16 protein-coding genes are annotated in these 19,193 nt (G+C 62.0%); 2 read left to right on the plus strand and 14 right to left on the minus strand.

Features of this window, described 5'->3' with window-relative positions; translation table 11 throughout:
* Nucleotides 1-22 precede the first annotated feature (22 nt).
* The 7 genes from ABIB60_RS13515 to ABIB60_RS13545 form a co-directional block, all read right to left on the minus strand.
* Nucleotides 23-2,317 (minus strand): hypothetical protein, encoded by a 2,295-nt coding sequence (locus ABIB60_RS13515; RefSeq protein WP_354580569.1) that lies wholly within the window; start codon nucleotides 2,315-2,317, stop codon nucleotides 23-25.
* Nucleotides 2,317-3,831, minus strand: a complete 1,515-nt coding sequence (locus ABIB60_RS13520) for a BatA domain-containing protein (protein ID WP_354580570.1) — start codon at nucleotides 3,829-3,831, stop codon at nucleotides 2,317-2,319. Before ABIB60_RS13520 ends, ABIB60_RS13515 begins: the two co-directional genes overlap by 1 nt.
* A 133-nt stretch (nucleotides 3,832-3,964) precedes the next feature.
* A complete protein-coding gene (locus tag ABIB60_RS13525; protein ID WP_354580572.1) occupies nucleotides 3,965-4,651 on the minus strand; it encodes a DUF4468 domain-containing protein in 687 nt (228 codons plus the stop codon).
* 217 nt (nucleotides 4,652-4,868) lie between these two features.
* Nucleotides 4,869-5,741, minus strand: coding sequence for a DUF58 domain-containing protein (locus ABIB60_RS13530; protein ID WP_354580573.1), 873 nt, complete (start codon nucleotides 5,739-5,741; stop codon nucleotides 4,869-4,871).
* A gap of 124 nt (nucleotides 5,742-5,865) precedes the next feature.
* The gene (locus ABIB60_RS13535) at nucleotides 5,866-6,843 is read right to left on the minus strand and encodes an AAA family ATPase (protein WP_354580574.1); all 978 of its coding nucleotides are present in this window, start codon (nucleotides 6,841-6,843) and stop codon (nucleotides 5,866-5,868) included.
* A 126-nt stretch (nucleotides 6,844-6,969) separates the two neighbouring features.
* The gene (locus ABIB60_RS13540; RefSeq protein ID WP_354580575.1) at nucleotides 6,970-7,728 is read right to left on the minus strand and encodes an outer membrane beta-barrel protein; all 759 of its coding nucleotides are present in this window, start codon (nucleotides 7,726-7,728) and stop codon (nucleotides 6,970-6,972) included.
* 26 nt (nucleotides 7,729-7,754) lie between these two features.
* Entirely contained in the window at nucleotides 7,755-8,378 is a 624-nt protein-coding gene (locus tag ABIB60_RS13545; RefSeq protein WP_315998222.1) for a DUF4159 domain-containing protein, read from the minus strand.
* A 205-nt stretch (nucleotides 8,379-8,583) separates the two neighbouring features.
* Between ABIB60_RS13545 and ABIB60_RS13550 the strand changes: the two genes are divergently transcribed.
* The gene (locus ABIB60_RS13550; RefSeq protein ID WP_354580577.1) at nucleotides 8,584-9,165 is read left to right on the plus strand and encodes a porin family protein; all 582 of its coding nucleotides are present in this window, start codon (nucleotides 8,584-8,586) and stop codon (nucleotides 9,163-9,165) included.
* Between the two features lie 17 nt (nucleotides 9,166-9,182).
* Here the strand turns inward: ABIB60_RS13550 and ABIB60_RS13555 are convergent, their stop codons facing one another.
* On the minus strand, nucleotides 9,183-9,884 hold the full coding sequence (locus tag ABIB60_RS13555; RefSeq protein ID WP_354580578.1) for a hypothetical protein: 702 nt from the start codon (nucleotides 9,882-9,884) through the stop codon (nucleotides 9,183-9,185).
* A gap of 541 nt (nucleotides 9,885-10,425) precedes the next feature.
* On the opposite strand from ABIB60_RS13555, the gene ABIB60_RS13560 reads away from it, so the two are divergent.
* A complete protein-coding gene (locus ABIB60_RS13560) occupies nucleotides 10,426-11,085 on the plus strand; it encodes a porin family protein (protein ID WP_354580579.1) in 660 nt (219 codons plus the stop codon).
* Between the two features lie 82 nt (nucleotides 11,086-11,167).
* Here ABIB60_RS13560 and ABIB60_RS13565 read toward each other — a convergent pair whose 3' ends face one another.
* The 6 genes from ABIB60_RS13565 to ABIB60_RS13590 all read right to left on the minus strand — a co-directional run bounded on the left by ABIB60_RS13565 (nucleotide 11,168) and on the right by ABIB60_RS13590 (nucleotide 19,192).
* A complete protein-coding gene (locus ABIB60_RS13565) occupies nucleotides 11,168-12,493 on the minus strand; it encodes a TldD/PmbA family protein (RefSeq protein WP_354580581.1) in 1,326 nt (441 codons plus the stop codon).
* Nucleotides 12,494-12,652: 159 nt separating this feature from the next.
* The gene (locus ABIB60_RS13570; RefSeq protein ID WP_354580582.1) at nucleotides 12,653-14,305 is read right to left on the minus strand and encodes a TldD/PmbA family protein; all 1,653 of its coding nucleotides are present in this window, start codon (nucleotides 14,303-14,305) and stop codon (nucleotides 12,653-12,655) included.
* 106 nt (nucleotides 14,306-14,411) lie between these two features.
* Entirely contained in the window at nucleotides 14,412-14,714 is a 303-nt protein-coding gene (locus ABIB60_RS13575) for a GIY-YIG nuclease family protein (protein WP_354580584.1), read from the minus strand.
* 125 nt (nucleotides 14,715-14,839) lie between these two features.
* Nucleotides 14,840-16,174: a TldD/PmbA family protein gene (locus ABIB60_RS13580; protein WP_354580586.1), complete on the minus strand. Its 1,335-nt coding sequence runs from the start codon at nucleotides 16,172-16,174 to the stop codon at nucleotides 14,840-14,842.
* Nucleotides 16,175-16,320: 146 nt separating this feature from the next.
* Nucleotides 16,321-17,973 carry a TldD/PmbA family protein gene (locus tag ABIB60_RS13585; protein ID WP_354580588.1) on the minus strand — a complete coding sequence of 551 codons (1,653 nt, stop codon included), beginning with the start codon at nucleotides 17,971-17,973 and terminating at the stop codon, nucleotides 16,321-16,323.
* A 184-nt stretch (nucleotides 17,974-18,157) separates the two neighbouring features.
* A complete protein-coding gene (locus ABIB60_RS13590) occupies nucleotides 18,158-19,192 on the minus strand; it encodes a 5-methylcytosine restriction system specificity protein McrC (RefSeq protein WP_354580590.1) in 1,035 nt (344 codons plus the stop codon).
* Nucleotide 19,193 lies beyond the last annotated feature (1 nt).

Below are 19,193 nucleotides of genomic sequence, written 5' to 3' on the forward strand. Positions count from 1 at the left end.
TCGAGGAACGGAAGAAAAAGAATTAGCGGCTAAGCTCCTGGAAGTAGCGCCGGGTGAGCTGGTTGCCGGAACGCGTGGTGCGCACGGGCGCGGCCGGCGGTGGGGGCAGCAGGCTGGTGAAGGCGCGCTCAATCAGGGGCAAATTGTAGCGGGCAGCCGGCTGCTTGGCGCGCAGACCTGCCGTAAGCAGCCGTAACTCCCGCAATGCACCCAGGTAAGTGCTGGGCTGACGCAACGCGGCCTGCGCCAGCTGTTGCCCGCCCTGTTCCAAAGCAGCCGCAGTGCGGGCGGCAGCGTTATTCTGCCGAAGCTGGGCCAGGGCCCCCAGCGCCGCCCGCACGGCCGGCTGCTGGCTGGAAGGGGGCAACTGGGCCCGGCGCGTGGTAGCCGCGGCCCCGGCCAGGTCGCCGGTGAGACGGGTAGTGGCTTCGGGCATGGGCGGAGGCGTGAAACCGGCTTTCTTCACGTAGGCCCGGGTTTGCTGCTGCACCTCCTTGAGCAGGCGCAGGGCGCGGTACTCGTAGGGCAGAGCCTCGCGGGGGCGGCCGGTGCGTAGGCGCAGCTCCGATTCCCACATCTGGCTCAGTACGGCCTGCAGCTTGGCTTTCACAGTGGGCTCCAGAAAGTCGGCGGTTTCGGCGTCGTCGTGGTGGTGGATGTAAGGGTCCATCAGCTCGGCGGTGCGGGCCTCGTAGTCGGTGGCGCCGGCGGGTGCCGGGGAGTGGTGGTCGTGGCCGTCGTCGGGGCTGTGGCCGGGCTCGTCGGCGGAGTGCTGCTCGGGTTTGGCCTCGGCTTCGGTGTGGTCTTCGGCTACCACGGAGCCCAGGCCGGGCTCCTCGGCCGGTGCGTCGGCGGTGGGTGGGCCGGGCGGCGCGCCGCCGATGGTTTCATCAGCTTCCTCCCCCAAAAACTTGCCGTAACGCATCCGCAGCACTTTCTGGTCGAAGCCGATGGTGTTGGCTCGCTCCAGCAGCGTGGCGGGCGCCAAGGTTCGCTGCTCAGCCAGTAGCTTTTCGGTGTCAATGATAATTTGGCGCTGACTGCGGAAATAAGCCGGGGCCGTATTCACGCCCAAGGACACATCCAAGGCGCTTTCCTGCACGGTGGTATCTTCCCACTGCACCAGGTAGGTATCGGAGCGGGTCATGTGCTGCTGGTTATCCCAGGCCTGCACGTAGAAGTACACCTCGTCGCCGTAGGTGAGGCCCAGGGCCGGCAGGCGCAGCACCGGGCGCACGGTGGCCGCTGCGGGCTGCCCGGCCAGTGGGGCGCTCAAATCGGTAACTACTTCCCGAAACTTCACGCCCTCACCCTGGCCCTGGGCCACGGTAGCCACCAGCCGGGCGCGGGCCAGGCCGTAGTCGTCGCGCAGCTGGGCCTGAATGGCTACCTGCGGAGGGCGGCCAAACTCAACCAGCGTGTAGGCTTTGGGCGAGACGATGCGGATAGTCGGGGCTTGGTCGGGCTGTACCTCAATAGCGTACTCATCGGAAACCTGATTACCCAGCCGCAGCCGGTACAGCGCGGAGGCCTTGAGCTGCTGCTCGGCCACAAACCGGGTAGGCTGGCCCGCCACCGGCCGCAGCTTGATACGCTGGGTGCCCAGTTCCAGCACGGGGGGAGTTTGGGTGGGCCCGCTAACCGTAAGCCGCCACTGCACGCGGCTTTGCTGGGGGCAGCGGAATGAGGGCGAAGTGGGCGTAAACGCGGCGCGACGAGTGTAAGCCGGTGGCTGTACCAACAGGCGGGTTTCGGTGATGCGCGGGGCGGTGGCCGGTTGGGCTGGGGTTTCGGTGAAGTGCAGCGGCAGCGGTTGGCCCGCCGCTGGGGCGCTGGTGCCCGCCACCGGCCGCGCCCACCACAGGCCCGCCGCCAGCAGCAGTAAGCCCGCCAGGCCCAGGCCGTACGGCCGCCAGCGCACGGGCAACAAAGGCCCGGCGGCGCTCAGCTCCGGCAAACGACTAAGCAGCCGCTGCTGCTGCAGGTGTTCTAGTAGGTTGAGTTCCTCGGCGGGGCGCAGGAGCAGGGCCGCGCTGTCTTCCAGGGCCGGGTGCTGGCGGTTCAGGTGCCGGGCCACGCCCTCCAAAGGCTCCTGCCAGATTCGCCAAAGCCACCACGCCCCCGCCAGCAACCCCAGCCCCGCCGCCAGATACACGGCTGGGCGCGCCATTGGCCAGGCCACAGCGGCCACGGCCAGCACAGCGGCGGCCCCCGTGGCTAGCAGCAGCCCAGTAGCCGTGCGCCGCAGGGCCCAGGCGCGGGCGGCGGCCCGGAGCGGGGCAGCGGCCGAAACAGGAGAGGCAAGCAGCGTACTCATCAGGAAGTGAGGCTAGGAGAAGATACAGCTGCCCGGCGGGAAGCCAGGGCCCGCTCAAGGACAAAAAGCAGACCCGCCGCCAGCACCAGCCAGGGGGCCAGGGCCCGGCGCGGGGCCGTTGGGGCTGGCCCCCTGGCTGGCTTCTGCAACTGCGGGCCCTGCAACTGCGCAACCGGCAGCAGGCGTGAATCGGGGCTGCTGGGCGCGGTTGAAATAGGGTGCAGTAAGGGCAGCAGCAACGCGGGCAGGGCCGGGCTGTCGGCCAGCTCGCTCCAGCCGGCCCCGAGGCGGGTGTGCAGGTAGTAGCGGGTAGGAGTAGGCTGGCTGAGTACCGCCTGGCCGGTAGCCGTAACCCACACCGGGCCGGCGCCTTGGCGGCTGGTATCAAGCCGCTGAATGCGGGTGGGCTGGCTGAAGCCCGGCGGCTGAAAGGCCGCGTCTGCCTTGGCGGTGGTGCCCGGGGCTTCCTGCCACACCCGCGTGGTACGGGCTAAGCGTGGCGCCGGGGCATCCTGGAGCCAGAATAGCCAATCCAGGGAATCGGTAGGCGTGGTGGAGGCCACCGTGATGCGCGGGGGCAGCGGCAGCACGCTGCCCACGGCCCGCAGCGCCGCCAGCAGCACCCGCCCCGAGGCCGCGTGGGCCTCATCAATACTAAGGTGCCAGTGTGGGGCCCGGGTGAGTAGCGGCAGCAGCCGGTTACCCTGGTACAGCGCATGCTGTCCGGCCTCTACCCGCAATACCAGTCCTGGCCCGATAGGCAGCGGGCCGCTTTCTGAGGGCCAGGGCCGCCGAATTTTCTCAAAGCGAATGCCCGTTTCCTGACCCGTGGCCACCAGCACTACCAGGCTGTCGGGGTGGGGCTGCCAGGCGCTCAGGGCCCAGCGCAGGGAGTCGGGGGCGGGCACGGGCAGCCAGCGTACGGCGGCGGGCAACACGGGGCGGGTGCCGCTGAAAGAGGACAAATTGAGCGGGGTAACTACCACCAAAGGCCGGTTGGGCAGGGAGTCGGCGGCAGTTTGGGTCAGGTGCCACAGGTTGCCGGCGGCCACAGAATCGGGCTGAAAGGCAGAAGCAGCAGTAGTATCGCCGAGGCCGAGGCTGGCCCAGGGCAAGGGATTCCCAACGGGCAGGGCCGCGTGCAGCTGCCGCAGCTCGTAGCCCCGCTGCCGCAGCGAATCTAGGGCCGGGCGTAGCGGCTTAAGGGCCGCAGTTGTCAGGCCCGGAGCCAGTAGCACCTGCCCGCGGGCGGGCGGCGTGGGCAACAGCTGCGCGGGCTCGGCCAGGGCCAGGGCCAGTAGGGCTAGCAGAGCAGCCCGCAGCAAAAATAGCCACAGTTGTTCGGGGCGCAGGCTGCGGAGCCGCCGGTTAGCCGCTGCTTCCAGCCACCGCACACTGCCCACGCGTACTACCCGGCCCGGCCGCCGGTTCCAGAGGTAAATAGCCAGGGGTACTACCAGCGCCAGGAGGGCCAGCCAGCCAGCAGCGGCGTGCGAAAAGACAACGGGAACCAAACAGAGCAGGGGTTGGAAGTACGGACGGGCCCTCAACCTACGGAAGCCAGGCTACAGACACAACTTTCCACAGCAGCGTTGCCGCCGATAAGGCCCTGACCCGCCAAAAGTTTCCGCTCCTGCCAGCCTTATTCTATGGCAGCGGCTGGGCCAGGGCCTGCCCCAGCGAGGCGACCAGCACCGTCATGGCATCCTGAATACCCTGGCACTGCTGCAGCATGCGCGGTTTCGGCTCGCCCTTGTTCGTGTACTGGTCATAGTCGCGCAAAGCCGGCTCCACGGGTTGGCGGCGGTTTTGGGCGGCGGTAGTGCTGATGCGGGCAAAGTCATCGGCCCGCTGCCACTGCGCCAGCCCATCGGCAGCCAAGCCGCCGCTGGCATCACTGGCGGCACTGGTTACAGGATAATTTGGGTAGCTGAGGTCGGTTAGCTCATACTGCAGGCCGCCAGCCCGGGCTCTAAGCTGGAAGCGGAACAGCAAGTTGAAGCGGCGGGCCTCCAGGTTTTTCTGAGCCGGCCCCAGGGCTTGCACGATGGCCTGCCCGATGAGTACACCCCGACCGGCGTCGGCGAAGCGCACAACCTGGTCATACTGCTCAAACTGCCGGGCCAGCCACTCCTGGGCGCGGCCGTATACCTCGGTCTGGGGTAGCCCGGCGGCCGGCAACAGGCCCCGGTAAGTAATCAGGTGGGTTATGGAATCAATAGCAACAACGGGCAGGGGCCGCTGGTAGCTGGTTGGCAGCGGGGTCGTTTGGGCGTAGGCCACCGGAGTAGATAGGCCCAGCGCAAGTAAGCCAACGAGTAGATAACGGGTCATAGCGAGCAGGATAAGACGGTTGTGGCCGACTTCTCGCAACTATCGGGCCTGAGCCGGCCTGGCGGTCCGGCGGCTGGAAACCGTCGGGCCGGTTGTTGGTAGCTGATGTTGTTCCGTTGCCGGCCGGGTGGCGCAAGCTGATGTTGTTCCGTTGTCGTTCCGGCGTCAGCTTACGGCAACCGGCCCGACGGCTTCCAGCCGCCGGACCGGCCAAATGTCAGCCCCGGGCGCGGCGCCGCAGAAACTCCCGTAGCGCATCTGTCAGTGGTTCGGCCGTATTTAGCCGGTAATACTCGAAGCCCCGGGTGCGGGCCCGGCGGGCGGTTTCCAGCAGCCAGGCCTGCAGTTGCTGCTGCCATACCCGGCGCTGCTGGCCGGCGTCCAGCTGCAGCTGCTGGCCGGTTTCCAGGTCCTCAAAGGTTACGGCGCCGCGGTACGTGAAATCCAGCTCGTTGCGGGCCATCAGGTGCAGCAGCAGTACCTCGCCGGTAGCGGCGCGCAGGCGAGTGAGGAGCTGCTCAATTTCCCCGTTTTCCTCGTACAGGTCGCTCACGCACACGGTAAGGGCCGGCTGGCGGCGGGCGGTGAGGGGGGCCAAGGTGGTGATATCGGGGAAGCGGCCGGCGGCTTCAATGTGCTCCAGGGTGTGGTAGATGCGCTGCTGCTGGCGGGCATCGGAGCGGGGCGGCAGGTGCTGCAGGCCCCGGGGGTGCAGCACCGTCAGGGCTACGGCGTCGCCCTGCTGGGTGGCCACGTAGGCCAGGGCCGCGCACAGAAGGCGGGCGTACTCCAGCTTGCTCAGGCCATTATCGTCCCGGTGGTTCATGCTGGCGGTGGCATCCAGCACCAAGTGCACTACCAGGCTGGTATCCACCTCCGATTCGCGCAGGTAGTACCTATCGGAGCGGGCCGCCAGCCGCCAGTCGAGGCGGCGCAGGTCGTCGCCGGGTTGGTAGGGGCGGTACTGGTTGAACTCCATGCCCGCGCCCTTGCGCCGGCTGGCGTGGGCGCCGTGCAGCATACCCTCGGCCGCCCGCCGAGCCGCCAGCGGTAGGTTTTGCAGTGCGTGCAGGTATTCGGGCGTGAGCATGCTTAGTTGGTAGTTGCTGCTTGGTAGTTGCTGCTTGGTAGTTGCTGCTTGGTAGTTGCTGGTTGTTGGGAAGAGAATTTCATTCTGCCAACTACCAACCAGCAACTACCAAGCAGCAATTACCTCAAATTTGCACTGCCTTTAATAGCTCCCGCACGGCATCGTCGGGGGTGAGGCTCTCGGCTTCAGCATTGAAGTTCAGCAGCACGCGGTGGCGCAGTACGGCCGGGGCCAGGGCATGCACGTCCTCCAGGGTAGCGGCAAACCGGCCGTGTAGCAGGGCCCGGGCTTTGGCGCACAAAATGAGGGCCTGCCCGGCCCGGGGGCCTGCGCCCCAGCGCCCGTAGTCCCGGATAAACTTCACCTCCGAGGTGGCCGGGCGGGTGGCGCGCACCAGGCGGTTCACCAGCCCCATCAATTCCGCGCTGATGCTCACTTGGCGCGTGAGCAGCTGCAGTTGGCGCACTTCCTCCCCGCCCAGCACGGGCTGCACCTGCTGGCGGCTGGTGCCGGTGGTGCCGCTCAGTACGGCTAGCTCCTCCTGCTCGGTGGGGTAGCCGATGCGCACGTACAGCAGAAACCGGTCGAGCTGGGCCTCGGGTAGGGGGTAGGTGCCGCTCTGCTCAATAGGGTTTTGGGTGGCCAGCAGAAAGAACGGCTTAGGTAGGGCGTGCTCCTGGCCGGCGTAGGTTACGTGGCCTTCCTGCATGGCTTCCAGCAAAGCGGCCTGGGTTTTAGGCGGCGTCCGGTTGATTTCGTCGGCCAGCACCAAACTGGCGAAAATGGGGCCGGGGTTGAACTTGAACGAGCGGTGGCCGGTGCCGTGGTCTTCCTCCAGAATCTCGGTGCCCAGAATATCGGTGGGCATCAGGTCGGGGGTGAACTGGATGCGGCGGAAGGGCAGGTCCATGGCATGGGCCAGGGTGCGCACCAGCAAGGTTTTGGCCAGGCCCGGCACGCCTTCCAGCAGGGCGTGGCCCCCGGCCAGCAAGGCCACCAATACCTCTTCCAGCACGTCCTGCTGGCCCACAATCACCTTCCCGATTTCCTGTTTAAGCTGGGGTATTTTCTGAAGCAGGCGAGTTACGTCTTGTTCGGTCACGAAAACGGGCGTTGAAAAGTCTGGACGGAAGATAGAAGGGAAACTGATACAAAGTCAGCAGAAACGCGCCGGGGATGCTTCAAACTGCGGCTGGGCGCGTATTCTGGGTGTTGCTATAAATCAGGTTTAGGAAGCGGGGCTGAAGAAATACGTCAGGTTTAACTGGAAGCCCCGGGTTTTCGTGTCTGGGTCGAAGCCAATGTAGGGGCTTTGGTAGCTGTTGCGCAGGCCGTGACTGTGCGAAAGCTGCACCTGTAGCGGGCCGGTTTTGTAGCCCAGGCCCACGGTATAGCCCGCATCTAGGCGGCGGAAGTAGGTGTTATAGGCATCCTTATTTTCTTTCCCGAAGCCCACTTTCTCGTCCTGCTCAAATTGCGCCTGCGCGTAGGTCTGGTAATATTCCGAGGTGCGCACAGGCTTGTCGAACTCGTAGTGGTAGCGGCCGTTGAGGCCCACGCCCAGGTAGGGCCCAGCAAATAGCTGCACTCCGTGCACGGTAGCTACCAGGTTCACGGGCACCTCCAGGTAGTTGAGCCGCAGCCGCACAAGGCTATTATCGGTATAGGTAGTACCCTGCAGCTGTACGGTGCCTTCCTCCTTCACCCGAAACCCTTTCTGGACGAACACCACGGCGGGCTGCAGACTCAGCCAGCCCAGGGCGGCATCCAGTACCAAGCCACCTTGCCCACCCCAGAAGTTATACATGGGTTGCACGTTCTGGTAGCCGGGAGCCGTAGAGGTAGTGCGCGTAACCTGGGCGCCGCCCCGGATACCATAGCTAAGCTTGAGCGGACCCAGGGGCTCCAGCTTTACTTGTACCTGAGCGGTAGCGGAATAGCACAGGCCGAACAGCGCCAGCGCGGTGAGGGGTAGAAATTGGCGCACAGGGGAGGGAGATTAGAGGGCGGGCGTTAAGCGGTTAACGCATACAAGATAATATTCACCCCAAACTTGGTATTGTCCTCGGCCAAAAAGCGTTTGTTGCGGAAGTCGTAGTCCCACTCGCAGCCGTAGTCTTTGTTGGAGTAGAGCACGGCCAGCCGCCCGTTGATTTCGATGCCTTTCAGGTAGTCGTGCACTAGGTCGTCGCCCCAGCCATTGAGCTCGAAGCCGGTGTTGGGTGGGCCGTCGGGGAACTTGAAGAACTGGGAGTAAATCGGGTGCGACTTGGGCAGCTTTTTGAGGGCTCCGGCCCCGAAACACACCCGCATCTGCTCCTCGAAGCTGCGGGCAAACAGCCCGTCGATGTCGTGGTTACAGTCGTCCACAAACACAAAGCCGCCGCCCCGCACGTACTGCTCAAAGTTCTTGCGCTCAGGAGCCGAAAACTGCACCAGCCGGTGCCCCGAAAGGTAGCAGAACGGATACCGGAACAGCTCCGGCGAGTCGAGGGCCACCACTTTCTCCTTGGCATTTACCGGCACCTTGGTGTACTGTACCAGGGAGTGCAGCAGGTTGGCGGGCATCCGCTCATCCACGGCGTCCCAGTCGCCGGAGCGGTATTGGAGGCGTACAAAAGTGAACGGCGCGGGCATACGGGGCAGGGAACAGGAGAGTAAACGCGGGGCAAAGACACAGGCTCCGGGGTAAAGGTGGCACCAACCAGCCCAGCAGTAGCGCAGCAGGTGGCGGAGCCGCACCGGAAGGCAGTGGGGTTTACGGCGCTAAACATACGCCTTGAGCGGCAACTACCGTTACTGCAACTGGCGTACTGCCTGTAACCATCTACTACTCTTTGCTATGAAACGCACCTTGCTCGTAGTGCCGGCCCTGCTGCTGGCCGCCACCGCCCAGGCCCAATTTGGGGTGAAGGCCGGTATCAACGCCGCCGTGCTGGACGGAGAAAACCTGGGCTCCACCTCCACCCGGTACAAAACCTACTACCACGGCGGTATTTTTTATGAGGCCAACGTGCTGGGGCCGGTATCCATTCAGCCCGAGCTGCTCTACTCCCTGCAGGGCAGCTCCATCCGTACGGCCATTGGCAACTACGACGCCAAGCTGCACTACCTCAACCTACCCGTGCTGGCCAAGGTAACGGTGGGCCCGGTATTCGTGGAGGCGGGCCCGCAGGTGGGGTTTATGGTAGCCAACGAAGAAGCCAACCAGGTGGGCGGCGGGGGCGGCTACCGCTTCAAGCGCACCGACTTCAGCCTGGCAGCCGGGGGCGGCCTCAAACTCGGTAACCTACTGCTCGGAGCACGCTTCAACGCTGGCCTCAACGACATCGACGAAACGCCCTACCCCACCAACCTCAACGACCCCCGTTTCAAAAACCGCGTGATTCAGGGCTACGTGGCCTACCAGTTCGATAACGACTGAGGACTGCCGACCCGGAGCTACTTAGCTGCCGCGCCCAGCAGAAACTGATTGTACAGGTTGACAATCTGAGGGGTATCCTTATAATGAAACCCCTCACTGCCCTGCTTGATTTGGGTGCTGATAGCCAGACAGTCAGCAGTATACTCGCTCATCAGCTTACGGAAGTTGCCGTGGGAAAGTGCTACCAACTGGCCATTGCGCCGCACAAACCAGCGGTTGCGCTCCATGGCGCTGCCTCCCAGTTGGGCCAATACGGTGGCGCCAGCTAAAGCCGGGTTTACAACGGAGAAAATCAGCGGCACTTTATCACCCACGGAACCGCTGACGGCAAATAGCTCCACGGGGCCTTCCACTAAGCGCATGGCAAGCACCTCGGGGTAGCCGGCGGCCCCCATATTTTCCAACTGATGCCCCCGGATAGTGGCCGAGGATATCTTCTTGACATCTACGTACTGAATGCGGGGGAAGGGCCGTATCTCGGGGTTGCGGCTGAAGTAGAGAATCTTCTCTTCAAACCCAATGCAGTCGACCGGGAAATACGACCGGACGGTTTTGCCATCGGTAGTCTTGACTACGGCCAGCCCGTGCGGGGTTTTGGGGCCGGTATCCCGCCAAGCCACCGAGTCGGGCAGGGCTTGGGCAGTGGCAGCCGGGCCAGGGCCCAGGAGTACCAGGCTTGCAATACCGAGTGAAAATCCAAGCCGTACAAGTGGGTGCATCGAAATAAGGACGTTGGTAAGGATAGGTAAAGGTGGGGTGGCGTGTTCCGCAACTACTTGATAAATATCATTTTTTTGTCCGTAACTGGCTCTCGGCAGTGCAGAGAGCTTGAAATAGAGAAAAGGAAATCGTGGTACAGCCCGGCAGTGCCCGCACGCTGCTGAGCCTGGCTCCCCACCCTAAGCTATGTAGACAGTAACGTAACGCTTCTTGCTACCACTCAGAACGTCATGCAGAGCCGGAGGCGAAGCATCTCACGTGCTGACGCCTGAATAGCTTGGCAACGTCAGCACGCGAGATGCTTCGCCTGCGGCTCTGCATGATGGCCTTGTTGGATACCATGCATACAGCCAAGTGTCTGTTGGCCTGTAACCGGCCCCCGATTGGGGTATATTATTTACTGAGAAAGAAATAAACTGCGGGCTACGCCTGTGCAGTGAGAATTGGTGGGATGCCCAGGAGGCGGGAGTAATGCAGTTGGTTTTGGGGGCTGCAGGATTTTCTCCTACTTGCCGGCCGAATGTTTTTCTCTACCTATCTATGAAAAAAATTACTCTCGTGGCCACCCTGTTATTGGGTGGTGCCAGTATCAGTTGGGCACAAACGGGCGTGCAGGCGGGCCTTAAAGCGGGGCTTACTACGGCGGTGCTTAGTGGCAGTATCAATCAGAATACCAAGTACAAGTCTGGGTTTCACGTGGGGGGTATGCTGCGGGTACGCCCGAGCCGGGTTTTCGCCTTCCAGCCAGAATTGATATTCTCGCAGCAGGGCTCAAGCAATGAAATACCTCTGGGTCCGGTAACGCTCGAAAACAAGACCAAGCTCTCTTACCTGAACATCCCGCTGCTGGCGAAACTGTATCTGAGTGAGGCGGTAAATCTGCAAGTGGGGCCGCAGGTTGGGCTGCTGCTGGCCGCTCGCCAAACCGGCCAAACTGGCTACTACTCCGGTTCGGGCGGCTCCGGTTTCCGCACCGAGGATCTGGATGTAAAGGCCGATTACAAGGGCGACGTTGGCCTATGCATGGGTTTGGGGGTTGATCTGAAAAGCGGCCTCACTTTCGCCGCCCGTGTTAACTACGGCCTGACGGACATTAACAACAACGAGCAGGAAAAACAACTACGTGAGGCTCTGCGCATAAAGGGGCTATACAACCGGGTTCTGGAATTCTCTCTGGGGTATCTGTTCAGCTCAAAATAGCAGGCACCGCCTACCGTCACTTGCTAAAACGCCCGATCTGTTGGTCAGATCGGGCGTTTTGAATGTAGGCCTTGTTGCCGGTTTATACCGCGTCGGAAAGCGAGGTGAAAGTGAAGTCCCGGATTTTCAGGGGCGGTACCAGGTTGCCGCCCAGGCGCACGGGCTTGCCAATGGCCTCCACGTTGTTGAGCATGATAATGGGCGACTCGTTGAAACGGAAGTTCTTGATGGGGAACTTGATTTTGCCGTTTTCGATGTAGAACGTGCCGTCCCGGGTGAGGCCGGTGAACAGCAGCGTCTGCGGGTCCACGTCGCGGATGTACCACAGGCGCGTCACCAGAATGCCTTTTTCGGTGCTTTTGATGAGGTCCTGCACGCTTTGGGTGCCGCCTTCCATAATGAAGCTGCCGGGAAAAGGGGTGGCCTGCTTGCCGGTTTTCTGGGCCCAGAAGCGGGAGTAGTACATATTCTTGACCACGCCCTTTTCCACCCAGTTCATGCGCTTCACCGGCATGCCTTCCCCGTCAAACACGCCGCTGGGGGCCTGGGCATTCAGCGGATCGGAGTAAATGGTAATGCGCGGGTCGAAGAGCTTTTCGCCCAACTTGTTGCCGCCCCCCTTTTTACTCAGGAAGGAGCGGCCCTCATCGGCTTCCCGAGCGCCCAGGCTGTACATCAGGTTGTTCAGCAGCCCCTCATCCGACACCAGGGCGGCGGGCTCCAGAATAACGGTGTACTTGCCGGGCTCCAGGGCCTTCGCGTTGCGCGAGCCGGCGGCTTTATCGGCGGCGGTTTGGGTCAAGGTTTTGGCGTTGAACTTGCCGGCATCCGTGAAGTCGGCTACGGCGTAGCCCGAGCCGGTACCATCAGGAGTGCGCACCGTCACCGAAAAATCAATGCTGGTGCTCTGCTGATAGGCTTCCAGGCCCTTGTTATTGCGCAGGGCTTGGAAGTAGGCGCCGTCCTCCAGGTAGCCGGCCCCGGTTAGGCCCTTGGCCGCGCACAGGGCAATACTGTCGCCGGCGGCCTGGGCCCGGAAATCGGGGGTAATGGCGGCGGTACTGGCGGCGTAGCTCACGGGCGTGAGGTACTGCTGGGGGCCCAGCAAAGGCATGTATTCGGGGTCTTCCGGGGCGAGGCGGGCAATTTCCTCGGCCCGTTGCACGCAGCGGCGCAGCGTGGCATCGTCGAACTCATTGCAGGTGGCCACGCCCGAGCGTTTGCCGAAGCGCGACTCCACTACCAGCCGCACGTTGTCGGAGGCCCCGGCGGTGCTCACCGAGTTGCGGGCGTAGCGGATGTTGCCGGTAGTGCGCCCGTCCAGGCTGGCCTGGCACTCATCAGCGGTGCTAAACCCAATTACCTTCTTCAGGATAGCCTGGGACTCGTCTTTGGAGAGGATAGCCATGTAGTTAATGTGCAGAATGTAGAGGGAATGCGGAGAATGTGAAAAATGACCCGGTCAGGCAGCAAGGCTGAAATGACTGGCAGGCCAGCGCATGGAAATGTGTACACTGTTTGCTGACAGCACATTGGCCACATTTTTCACATTCTCACCACATTATTACTAGCCGATTTTGCGGGCCGTGTTGATAACGTTGACCGAGTTGAAGCGGGTGGTGCTGGAGCCGTGGCTCACGGCCGACGACTGGCTGGGCTGGCCTTTGCCGTCGTTGAAGAAGCCCGCAAACCGATAATCCGACTGGTCGCACACGGCCGCGCAGGAGTTCCAGAACTCCAGGGTATTGGTCTGGTAGGCCACGTCCTCGAGCATGCCCGTGATTTTGCCCTTCTCAATGGCGTAGAATACCTGCCCGCCAAACTGGGAGTTGTAGCGCTGCTGGTCGATGGAGAAAGAGCCGTTGCCGGCAATGTAAATGCCTTTGTCCACGTTTTTTACCATGTCATCCACGCTCATCTTGGCTGCGCCGGGCTTGAGGCTCACGTTGGGCATGCGCTGGAACTGCACATCCTGCCACGACTGCGAATAGCAGCACCCGTCCGATTCCGTCTGGCCCACGATGTGCGCCTGGTCCCGGATTTTCTCGTAATCCACCAGAATACCATCCTTGATGAGGTTCCATTCCTTGGTTTTCACGCCCTCATCGTCGTAGCCCACGGCGCCCAAAGAGCCGGGCTGCAGCTTATCGGCTACAATGTTCACCTGCTTCGAGCCGTAGGGCTGGCCTTTGGCTTTCCACTCCAGGGTGGCGAAGCTGGTGCCGGCAAAGTTAGCCTCGTAGCCCAGCACGCGGTCCAGCTCCAGCGGGTGACCCACCGATTCGTGGATGGTCAGGCCGAGGTGGTGGGGGTCCAGCACCAGGTCGTATTTGCCGGGCACTACGCTCTTGCAGGTAAGCTTTTCCTTGGCCTGCTTGGCGGCCAAAGCGGCATCTTCCAGCATATCGTAGCTGTTCTTGTAGCCGATAACGCCCGAGCCCTGGGGGCCGGCCACTTTGTCCTCGGCCTTGGGCGTAAGGTACTCGTAGCCCAGGCCCATGGGTGAGCTGAGCGCCTGGCGGCTGCGGAACTTGCCCGAGGCCCGGTCTACCACCGTTACCCCGAACGTGGGGAAAATACGGTGAATATCCTGGTCAATGTAGGAGCCGTCGGTGCTGGCGAAGTACTTCTGTTCATTTACCTGAAACAGCACCGAATTCACGAACGACGCGCCGTTTTCCAGGGCCTTGGCGTTGGCGGCCAGCAGCAAATCTACCTTGTCCTTGATGGGTACCTCGAAGGCGTTCTGTTTGATGGGCGCTTTCCAGGAAACCTCCCCAAAGCCTTTCTGCGGAGCCAGTTTCACTTGCTCCTTTTGCACCTTGGAGTTAGCCTTGGCAATCTGCACGGCCAGTTGGGCCGCTTTGGCAATACCGGCTTCCGTCACTTGGTTAGTGGAGGCAAAGCCCCAGGTACCGTTGGCAATTACCCGAATACCAGCCCCGAAACTCTCGGAGCTGACGATATTCTGCACCTGCTTTTCGCGGGTGAACACGCCCTGGTTCAAGTAGCGGCCAATGCGCACATCGGCGTAGCTGGCCCCGGCCGATTTGGCCGCGTTCAGGGCTACATCGGCCAGGCGCTTTTTCACAGCTACATCCAGACCCGGCTCCAGCAGGCGCATCGGGTCCACGGCTTCACCACCGAAGCTGGGCAAGGAAGGCAGCCACAGGGCACCAGCGGCCAGGCCGGTTACGCCCACAAAATTACGTCTGTTCACAAGGGTAGGGGTTGGAGAGTGTAGTTGTCATTCCGAGCGAAGCGAGGAATCTGGGGTTATCGATCGAAACGATTTACCCGGATTCCTCGCGCCGTTCAGAAAGACATTAACTGATTATATCATGTGTCAAATCCCGCCATTCGGGGTTACTGGTAGCTACCAGCGTATCCTTCTTTTCTCGCCGCCAGCCTTTGATTTCCTTCTCGCGGGTAATGGCTTGGGTGATGTCGCCGAACAGCTCCCAATGCGCGAGCTGGTTGCAGAAGTACCGCCCGGCGAAGGAGTGCGGCTGACCTTCATTTTCCGTGTGCTCTTCCAGGCGGCGCTGCAGGTCGTTGGTAACGCCGGTGTAAAGTGTGGTTCGCTTTGGGTTCGTCACCATGTACACGTAGTAATGATGAAAGCGCATACTACGGAACTTTACACTCGTCTGAAAGGCTGTTGAACTGTCATTCCGAACGGAGTGAGGAATCTGGGTTACTCATCAGACAGTTAACTCAGATTCCTCACTTCGTTCGGAATGACAGTTCTAAACTACACCGCGTCGGAAAGCGAGGTGAAGGTGAAGTCCCGGATTTTGAGCGGGGGCACTAGGTTGCCGCCTACCCGTACGGGCTTGCCGATGGCCTCCAGGTTGTTGAGCATGATGATGGGCGACTCGTTGAAGCGGAAGTTCTTCACCGGGTGCTTGATTTTGCCGTTTTCGATGTAGAAGGTTCCGTCGCGCGTCAGGCCGGTGTAGAGCAGCGTCTGCGGGTCAACGGGGCGGATGTACCACAGGCGCGTGACCAGGATGCCGCGCTGGGTGCCTTTGATGAGGTCGGCGGTGCTTTGGGTGCCACCTTCCATAATCCAGCCGCCGGGGCGCGGAATGTCCGGGATGCCAGCCTTTTGGGCCCAGTAGCGGGAGGTATAGAGGTTTTTCACCACGCCCTTCTCAATCCAGGTCATCTTCTGCTGGGGCCGTCCGTCGCCGGAGAAGGTGAGGTCGGCAATTTCGGGGTTCAAGGGGTCGGAGTAGATGGTTACCCGCTCGTCGAAGAGCTTTTCGCCCTTGCGGTTGCCGCCGCCTTTTTTGCTCAGGAAGGAGCGGCCTTCATCAGCGTTGCGGGCGTCGAGGGCGCTCATCAGCGCCTGCATCAGCGAGGCGTCGGTGTTGGCTACTAGGGCGGCGGGCTCCAGAATAACGGTGTACTTGCCAGGCTCCAGAGCCTGGGCGTTGCGCGAGCCAGCGGCTTTATCGGCCGCAATCTGGGTGAGGCGGCGGGCGTCAAACTTGCTGGCGTCGTTGTAGTCGGCGGTGGCGTAGCCCGAGCCGGTGCCGTCCGGGGTGCGCACCGTAATGCTGAACTCCAGGCCGGAGGTTTGCTGGTAGGCTTCGAGGCCCTTGCTGTTGCGCTTGGCCACAAAACCGGCCCCATCGTTCAGGAAAGCGGCCGAGGTCAGCTTTTTCTCGTCGCAGAGCTTCATGCTGGCCCCTACCTGCGTGGCGCGGTAGTCGGGCGTGATGTCGGCGGTGGCTTTGGCGAAGCTCTGGGGCGAAGCGAGGTACTTCTGGGGGCCCAGCAGGGGCATGTACTCGGGGCTTTCCGGGGCGAGACGGGCAATTTCCTCGGCCCGCTGCACGCAGCTGCGCAGGGTGGCGTCATCAAACTGGTTGCAGGTAGCCACGCCCGAGCGTTTGCCGAAGCGGGATTCTACCGTCAGGCTCACGTTATCCACGGCGCCGCTGGTGCTGATGGCGTTGCGGGCCGAGCGCACGTTGCCGCCGGTCTGGCCGTTGAGCGTGGCTTCACACTCGTCGGCTTTGCTGAAGCTCATCACCTTTTGCAGGATGCCTTGAGCTTCGGATTGGGAAAGTATTGCCATGTTTTTTGAATGTGCAGAATGTGGACCCCTCCCCAACCCCTCCCCTCCGGGAGAGGGGCTCTAACCTTAGTAATCTAGTTTTATAAATACTAGAACTAGAGCCCCTCTCCCGGCGGGGAGGGGTTGGGGAGGGGTTTGAGTAGGGTTTATCCGATTTTACGGGCGGTGTTGATGACGTTGACCGAGTTAAAGCGGGTGGTGGCGGAGCCGTGGCTCACGGCTGATACCTGGCTGGGCTGACCCTTACCGTCGAAGAAGGAGCCGAACAGGCGGTAGTCCGACTGGTCACAGACGCCGGCGCAGCTGTTCCAGAACTCCACCGTGTTGGTCTGGTAGGCCACGTCCTCAATCATGCCGGCAATTTTGCCCTTCTCGATGGCGTAGAACACCGTGCCGCCAAACTGGGAGTTGTAGCGCTGCTGGTCAATACTGAATGAGCCCCGGCCGGCAATGTAAATGCCCTTGTCCACCTTGCTGATCATGTCGTCCACGCTCATCTTCTCGGTGCCGGGCTTGAGGCTGATGTTGGCCATGCGCTGGAACTGCACATCCTGCCACGACTGGGAGTAGCAGCACCCGTCCGACTTGGTCTGGCCCACGATGTGCGCCTGGTCCCGGATTTTCTGGTAGTCCACCAGCTTGCCGTCCTTGATGATGTCCCACTGGCCGGTTTTCACGCCCTCATCGTCGAAACCTACCGCGCCCAAGGAGCCGGGCTGGGTTTTATCGGCAATGATGTTCACGAATTTGGAGCCGTAGGGCTGGTTCTTGGCCTTCCAGTCGAGGGTGGCGAAGCTGGTGCCGGCGTAGTTGGCCTCGTAGCCCAACACGCGGTCCAGCTCAGTGGCGTGCCCGATGCTTTCGTGGATGGTGAGGCCGAGGTGGTTGGGGTCCAGCACCAGGTCGTATTTGCCGGGCACCACGCTCTTGCAGGTAAGCTTTTCCTTGGCTTGCTTGGCGGCCAAAGCGGCATCCTCCAGCATATCGTAGCTGTACTTGTAGCCCGTCAGGCCGGTGCCGGCGGGTCCGGCAATTTTGTCCTGGGCTTTGGGCTGCATGTACTCGTAGCCCATGCCCATAGGCGAGCTGAGCGCCTCCCGGGTGCGGAACTTACCGGAGGCCCGGTCGATGGCCGTTACCGAGAAGTTGGGCCAGATGCGGTGAATATCCTGGTCGATGTAGGAGCCGTCGGTGCTGGCAAAATACTTCTGCTCGTTGATCTGGAACAGGGCCGAATTCACGAACGACGCACCGTTTTCCAGGGCCTTGGCGTTGGCGGCCAGCAGCAGGTCTACCTTATCTTTTACCGGTACTTCGAAAGCGTTAACCTGAATGGGAGTTTTCCAGGAAACCTCCCCGAAACCCTGCTGGGGAGCCAGCTTTACGGGCTCTTTCTGCACTTTGGCGTTGGCTTTGGCAATCTGCACGGCCAGTTGGGCCGCTTTGGCCATACCCGCTTCGGTTACCTGATTGGTAGAGGCAAAACCCCAGGTACCGTTGGCAATTACCCGGATGCCGGCCCCAAAACTCTCGCCGCTGGCAATGTTCTGCACCTGCTTCTCGCGGGTGAATACGCTCTGGTTCAGGTAGCGGCCAATGCGCACGTCGGCGTAGGTGGCCCCGGCCGATTTGGCCGCGTTCAGGGCCGCGTCGGACAGGCGTTTTTTCACGGCGGGGTCGAGGCCGGGCTCCAGCAGGCGGGCAGGGTCAACCAGGGTTCCGCCCAGGGCCGGAACCGTTGGCAGCCACAGCGCCCCGGCAGCCAGGCCAGTCAGACCCACAAAGTCGCGTCGTTTCAAGGAAGTACAGGTTTGGTGAGTGAAGGTGGAATTTGCAGGAATGTTAGCCAGAAGTGGCTGCAATTGCAACCAACTGACGAAAAAGCCGTAGCGGGGCTGCATTATTCTCAACAAAACCCGCAATTCAGTAGCGAAATATTAATCGGCTACTCTTCACTATTCTCAGAAGGCTGAATTTCTGATGTTATTCGCCTACCAGGGCCAGTAAGTCGGCGGCTATTTGGGACCAGGGTTGGGCCAGGTTGATGGTGACGATGCGCACCGGGTGGCCACCCAAAGTATAGCGCACATCCAGCGTCTGGGTGGCGGCCGGGTACAGCAAAATACCCTCCAGCTGCTGCTGGGGCTGCGTGGGCTGGTTTTGCAGGTAGGCGTAGAGTTGGTAAAGGTGGGGTGCCAGCAGCTTCTGCTGGTCGTAGCGCGGGCGCAGAGCGGCGGCGTAGTATTTGGTGTCGAGGATGATTTTGCGGGTCGGGCTTTCCAGGGTGGTATCAGTAATCATGGCAGGTAGAAATGCCAGGTCAGTGGCCTGCTCGGCTGCCGCCTGCCACTGAATGGTTTCGCTGAGCACCCGAAACCGGCGCTGCTCCAGGCGGTAAAAGTTGCGCACAAACTGCTCGAATAACCGCGCCATAAGCACCTCGTCGCGGCGGAAGTCGCGGAACCGAAACGGGCCCGTCTCGTCCGGATTCGGCAGCGCACTCTGGTAAATCAACTCACACACGTTCAGCAGGAAAGCCAGGGAGCCGGGCAGTCGCTGGCAGCGCAACCCGCGCAACGCAGCGGCCACCGATACGGCCGGGACCACGGCGGCCGGAAACCGCCGGCGCAGGGCGCGCACTTCCTGGCGAAGCGCGGGCGGCAGATGGCGGCTGCGGCCGAGCTGCTCCAAGGTGCCCAGGACCAGTTGGGCCAGGGGCGTATTGGTGCTCAGCTCATCAAAAGTGCATACGGCCCGGCCCCGGCGCAGCAAGTCGCGGCTGAGGGTGGGGGCCAGCTGCACCCGCCCGCGCAGCTCGGGCAGCTCGGCCACTTGCTCCACGTAGGCTACCGGTAAACCCTGACGCAGCTGTCGGCGCGTGGCCGTAAGCAGCAGGCGGGTGAGTAGTTCCAGGGGGCGGTGAAATTCCTCAGTGGCCGTGGTCTGTAGCTCCCCGAGGTCCGGTAGGCGGTTCCAGGCGTAGCACAGCAGGTAGTACAGGTTCTGAATGGGAATCATA

Source organism: Hymenobacter sp. UYP22, assembly GCF_040547285.1.
Classification (GTDB): Bacteria; Bacteroidota; Bacteroidia; order Cytophagales; family Hymenobacteraceae; genus Hymenobacter.

What these genes read in the sequence shown, in the direction of transcription:
- ABIB60_RS13565 (WP_354580581.1), bottom strand. Translation starts at nt 12,493, where the DNA reads ATGGCTATCCTCTCCAAAGACGAGTCCCAGGCTATCCTGAAGAAGGTA.
- ABIB60_RS13545 (WP_315998222.1), bottom strand. Translation starts at nt 8,378, where the DNA reads ATGCCCGCGCCGTTCACTTTTGTACGCCTCCAATACCGCTCCGGCGAC.
- ABIB60_RS13525 (WP_354580572.1), bottom strand. Translation starts at nt 4,651, where the DNA reads ATGACCCGTTATCTACTCGTTGGCTTACTTGCGCTGGGCCTATCTACT.
- ABIB60_RS13515 (WP_354580569.1), bottom strand. Translation starts at nt 2,317, where the DNA reads ATGAGTACGCTGCTTGCCTCTCCTGTTTCGGCCGCTGCCCCGCTCCGG.
- ABIB60_RS13580 (WP_354580586.1), bottom strand. Translation starts at nt 16,174, where the DNA reads ATGGCAATACTTTCCCAATCCGAAGCTCAAGGCATCCTGCAAAAGGTG.
- ABIB60_RS13550 (WP_354580577.1), top strand. Translation starts at nt 8,584, where the DNA reads ATGAAACGCACCTTGCTCGTAGTGCCGGCCCTGCTGCTGGCCGCCACC.
- ABIB60_RS13590 (WP_354580590.1), bottom strand. Translation starts at nt 19,192, where the DNA reads ATGATTCCCATTCAGAACCTGTACTACCTGCTGTGCTACGCCTGGAAC.
- ABIB60_RS13555 (WP_354580578.1), bottom strand. Translation starts at nt 9,884, where the DNA reads ATGCACCCACTTGTACGGCTTGGATTTTCACTCGGTATTGCAAGCCTG.
- ABIB60_RS13575 (WP_354580584.1), bottom strand. Translation starts at nt 14,714, where the DNA reads ATGCGCTTTCATCATTACTACGTGTACATGGTGACGAACCCAAAGCGA.
- ABIB60_RS13560 (WP_354580579.1), top strand. Translation starts at nt 10,426, where the DNA reads ATGAAAAAAATTACTCTCGTGGCCACCCTGTTATTGGGTGGTGCCAGT.
- ABIB60_RS13530 (WP_354580573.1), bottom strand. Translation starts at nt 5,741, where the DNA reads ATGCTCACGCCCGAATACCTGCACGCACTGCAAAACCTACCGCTGGCG.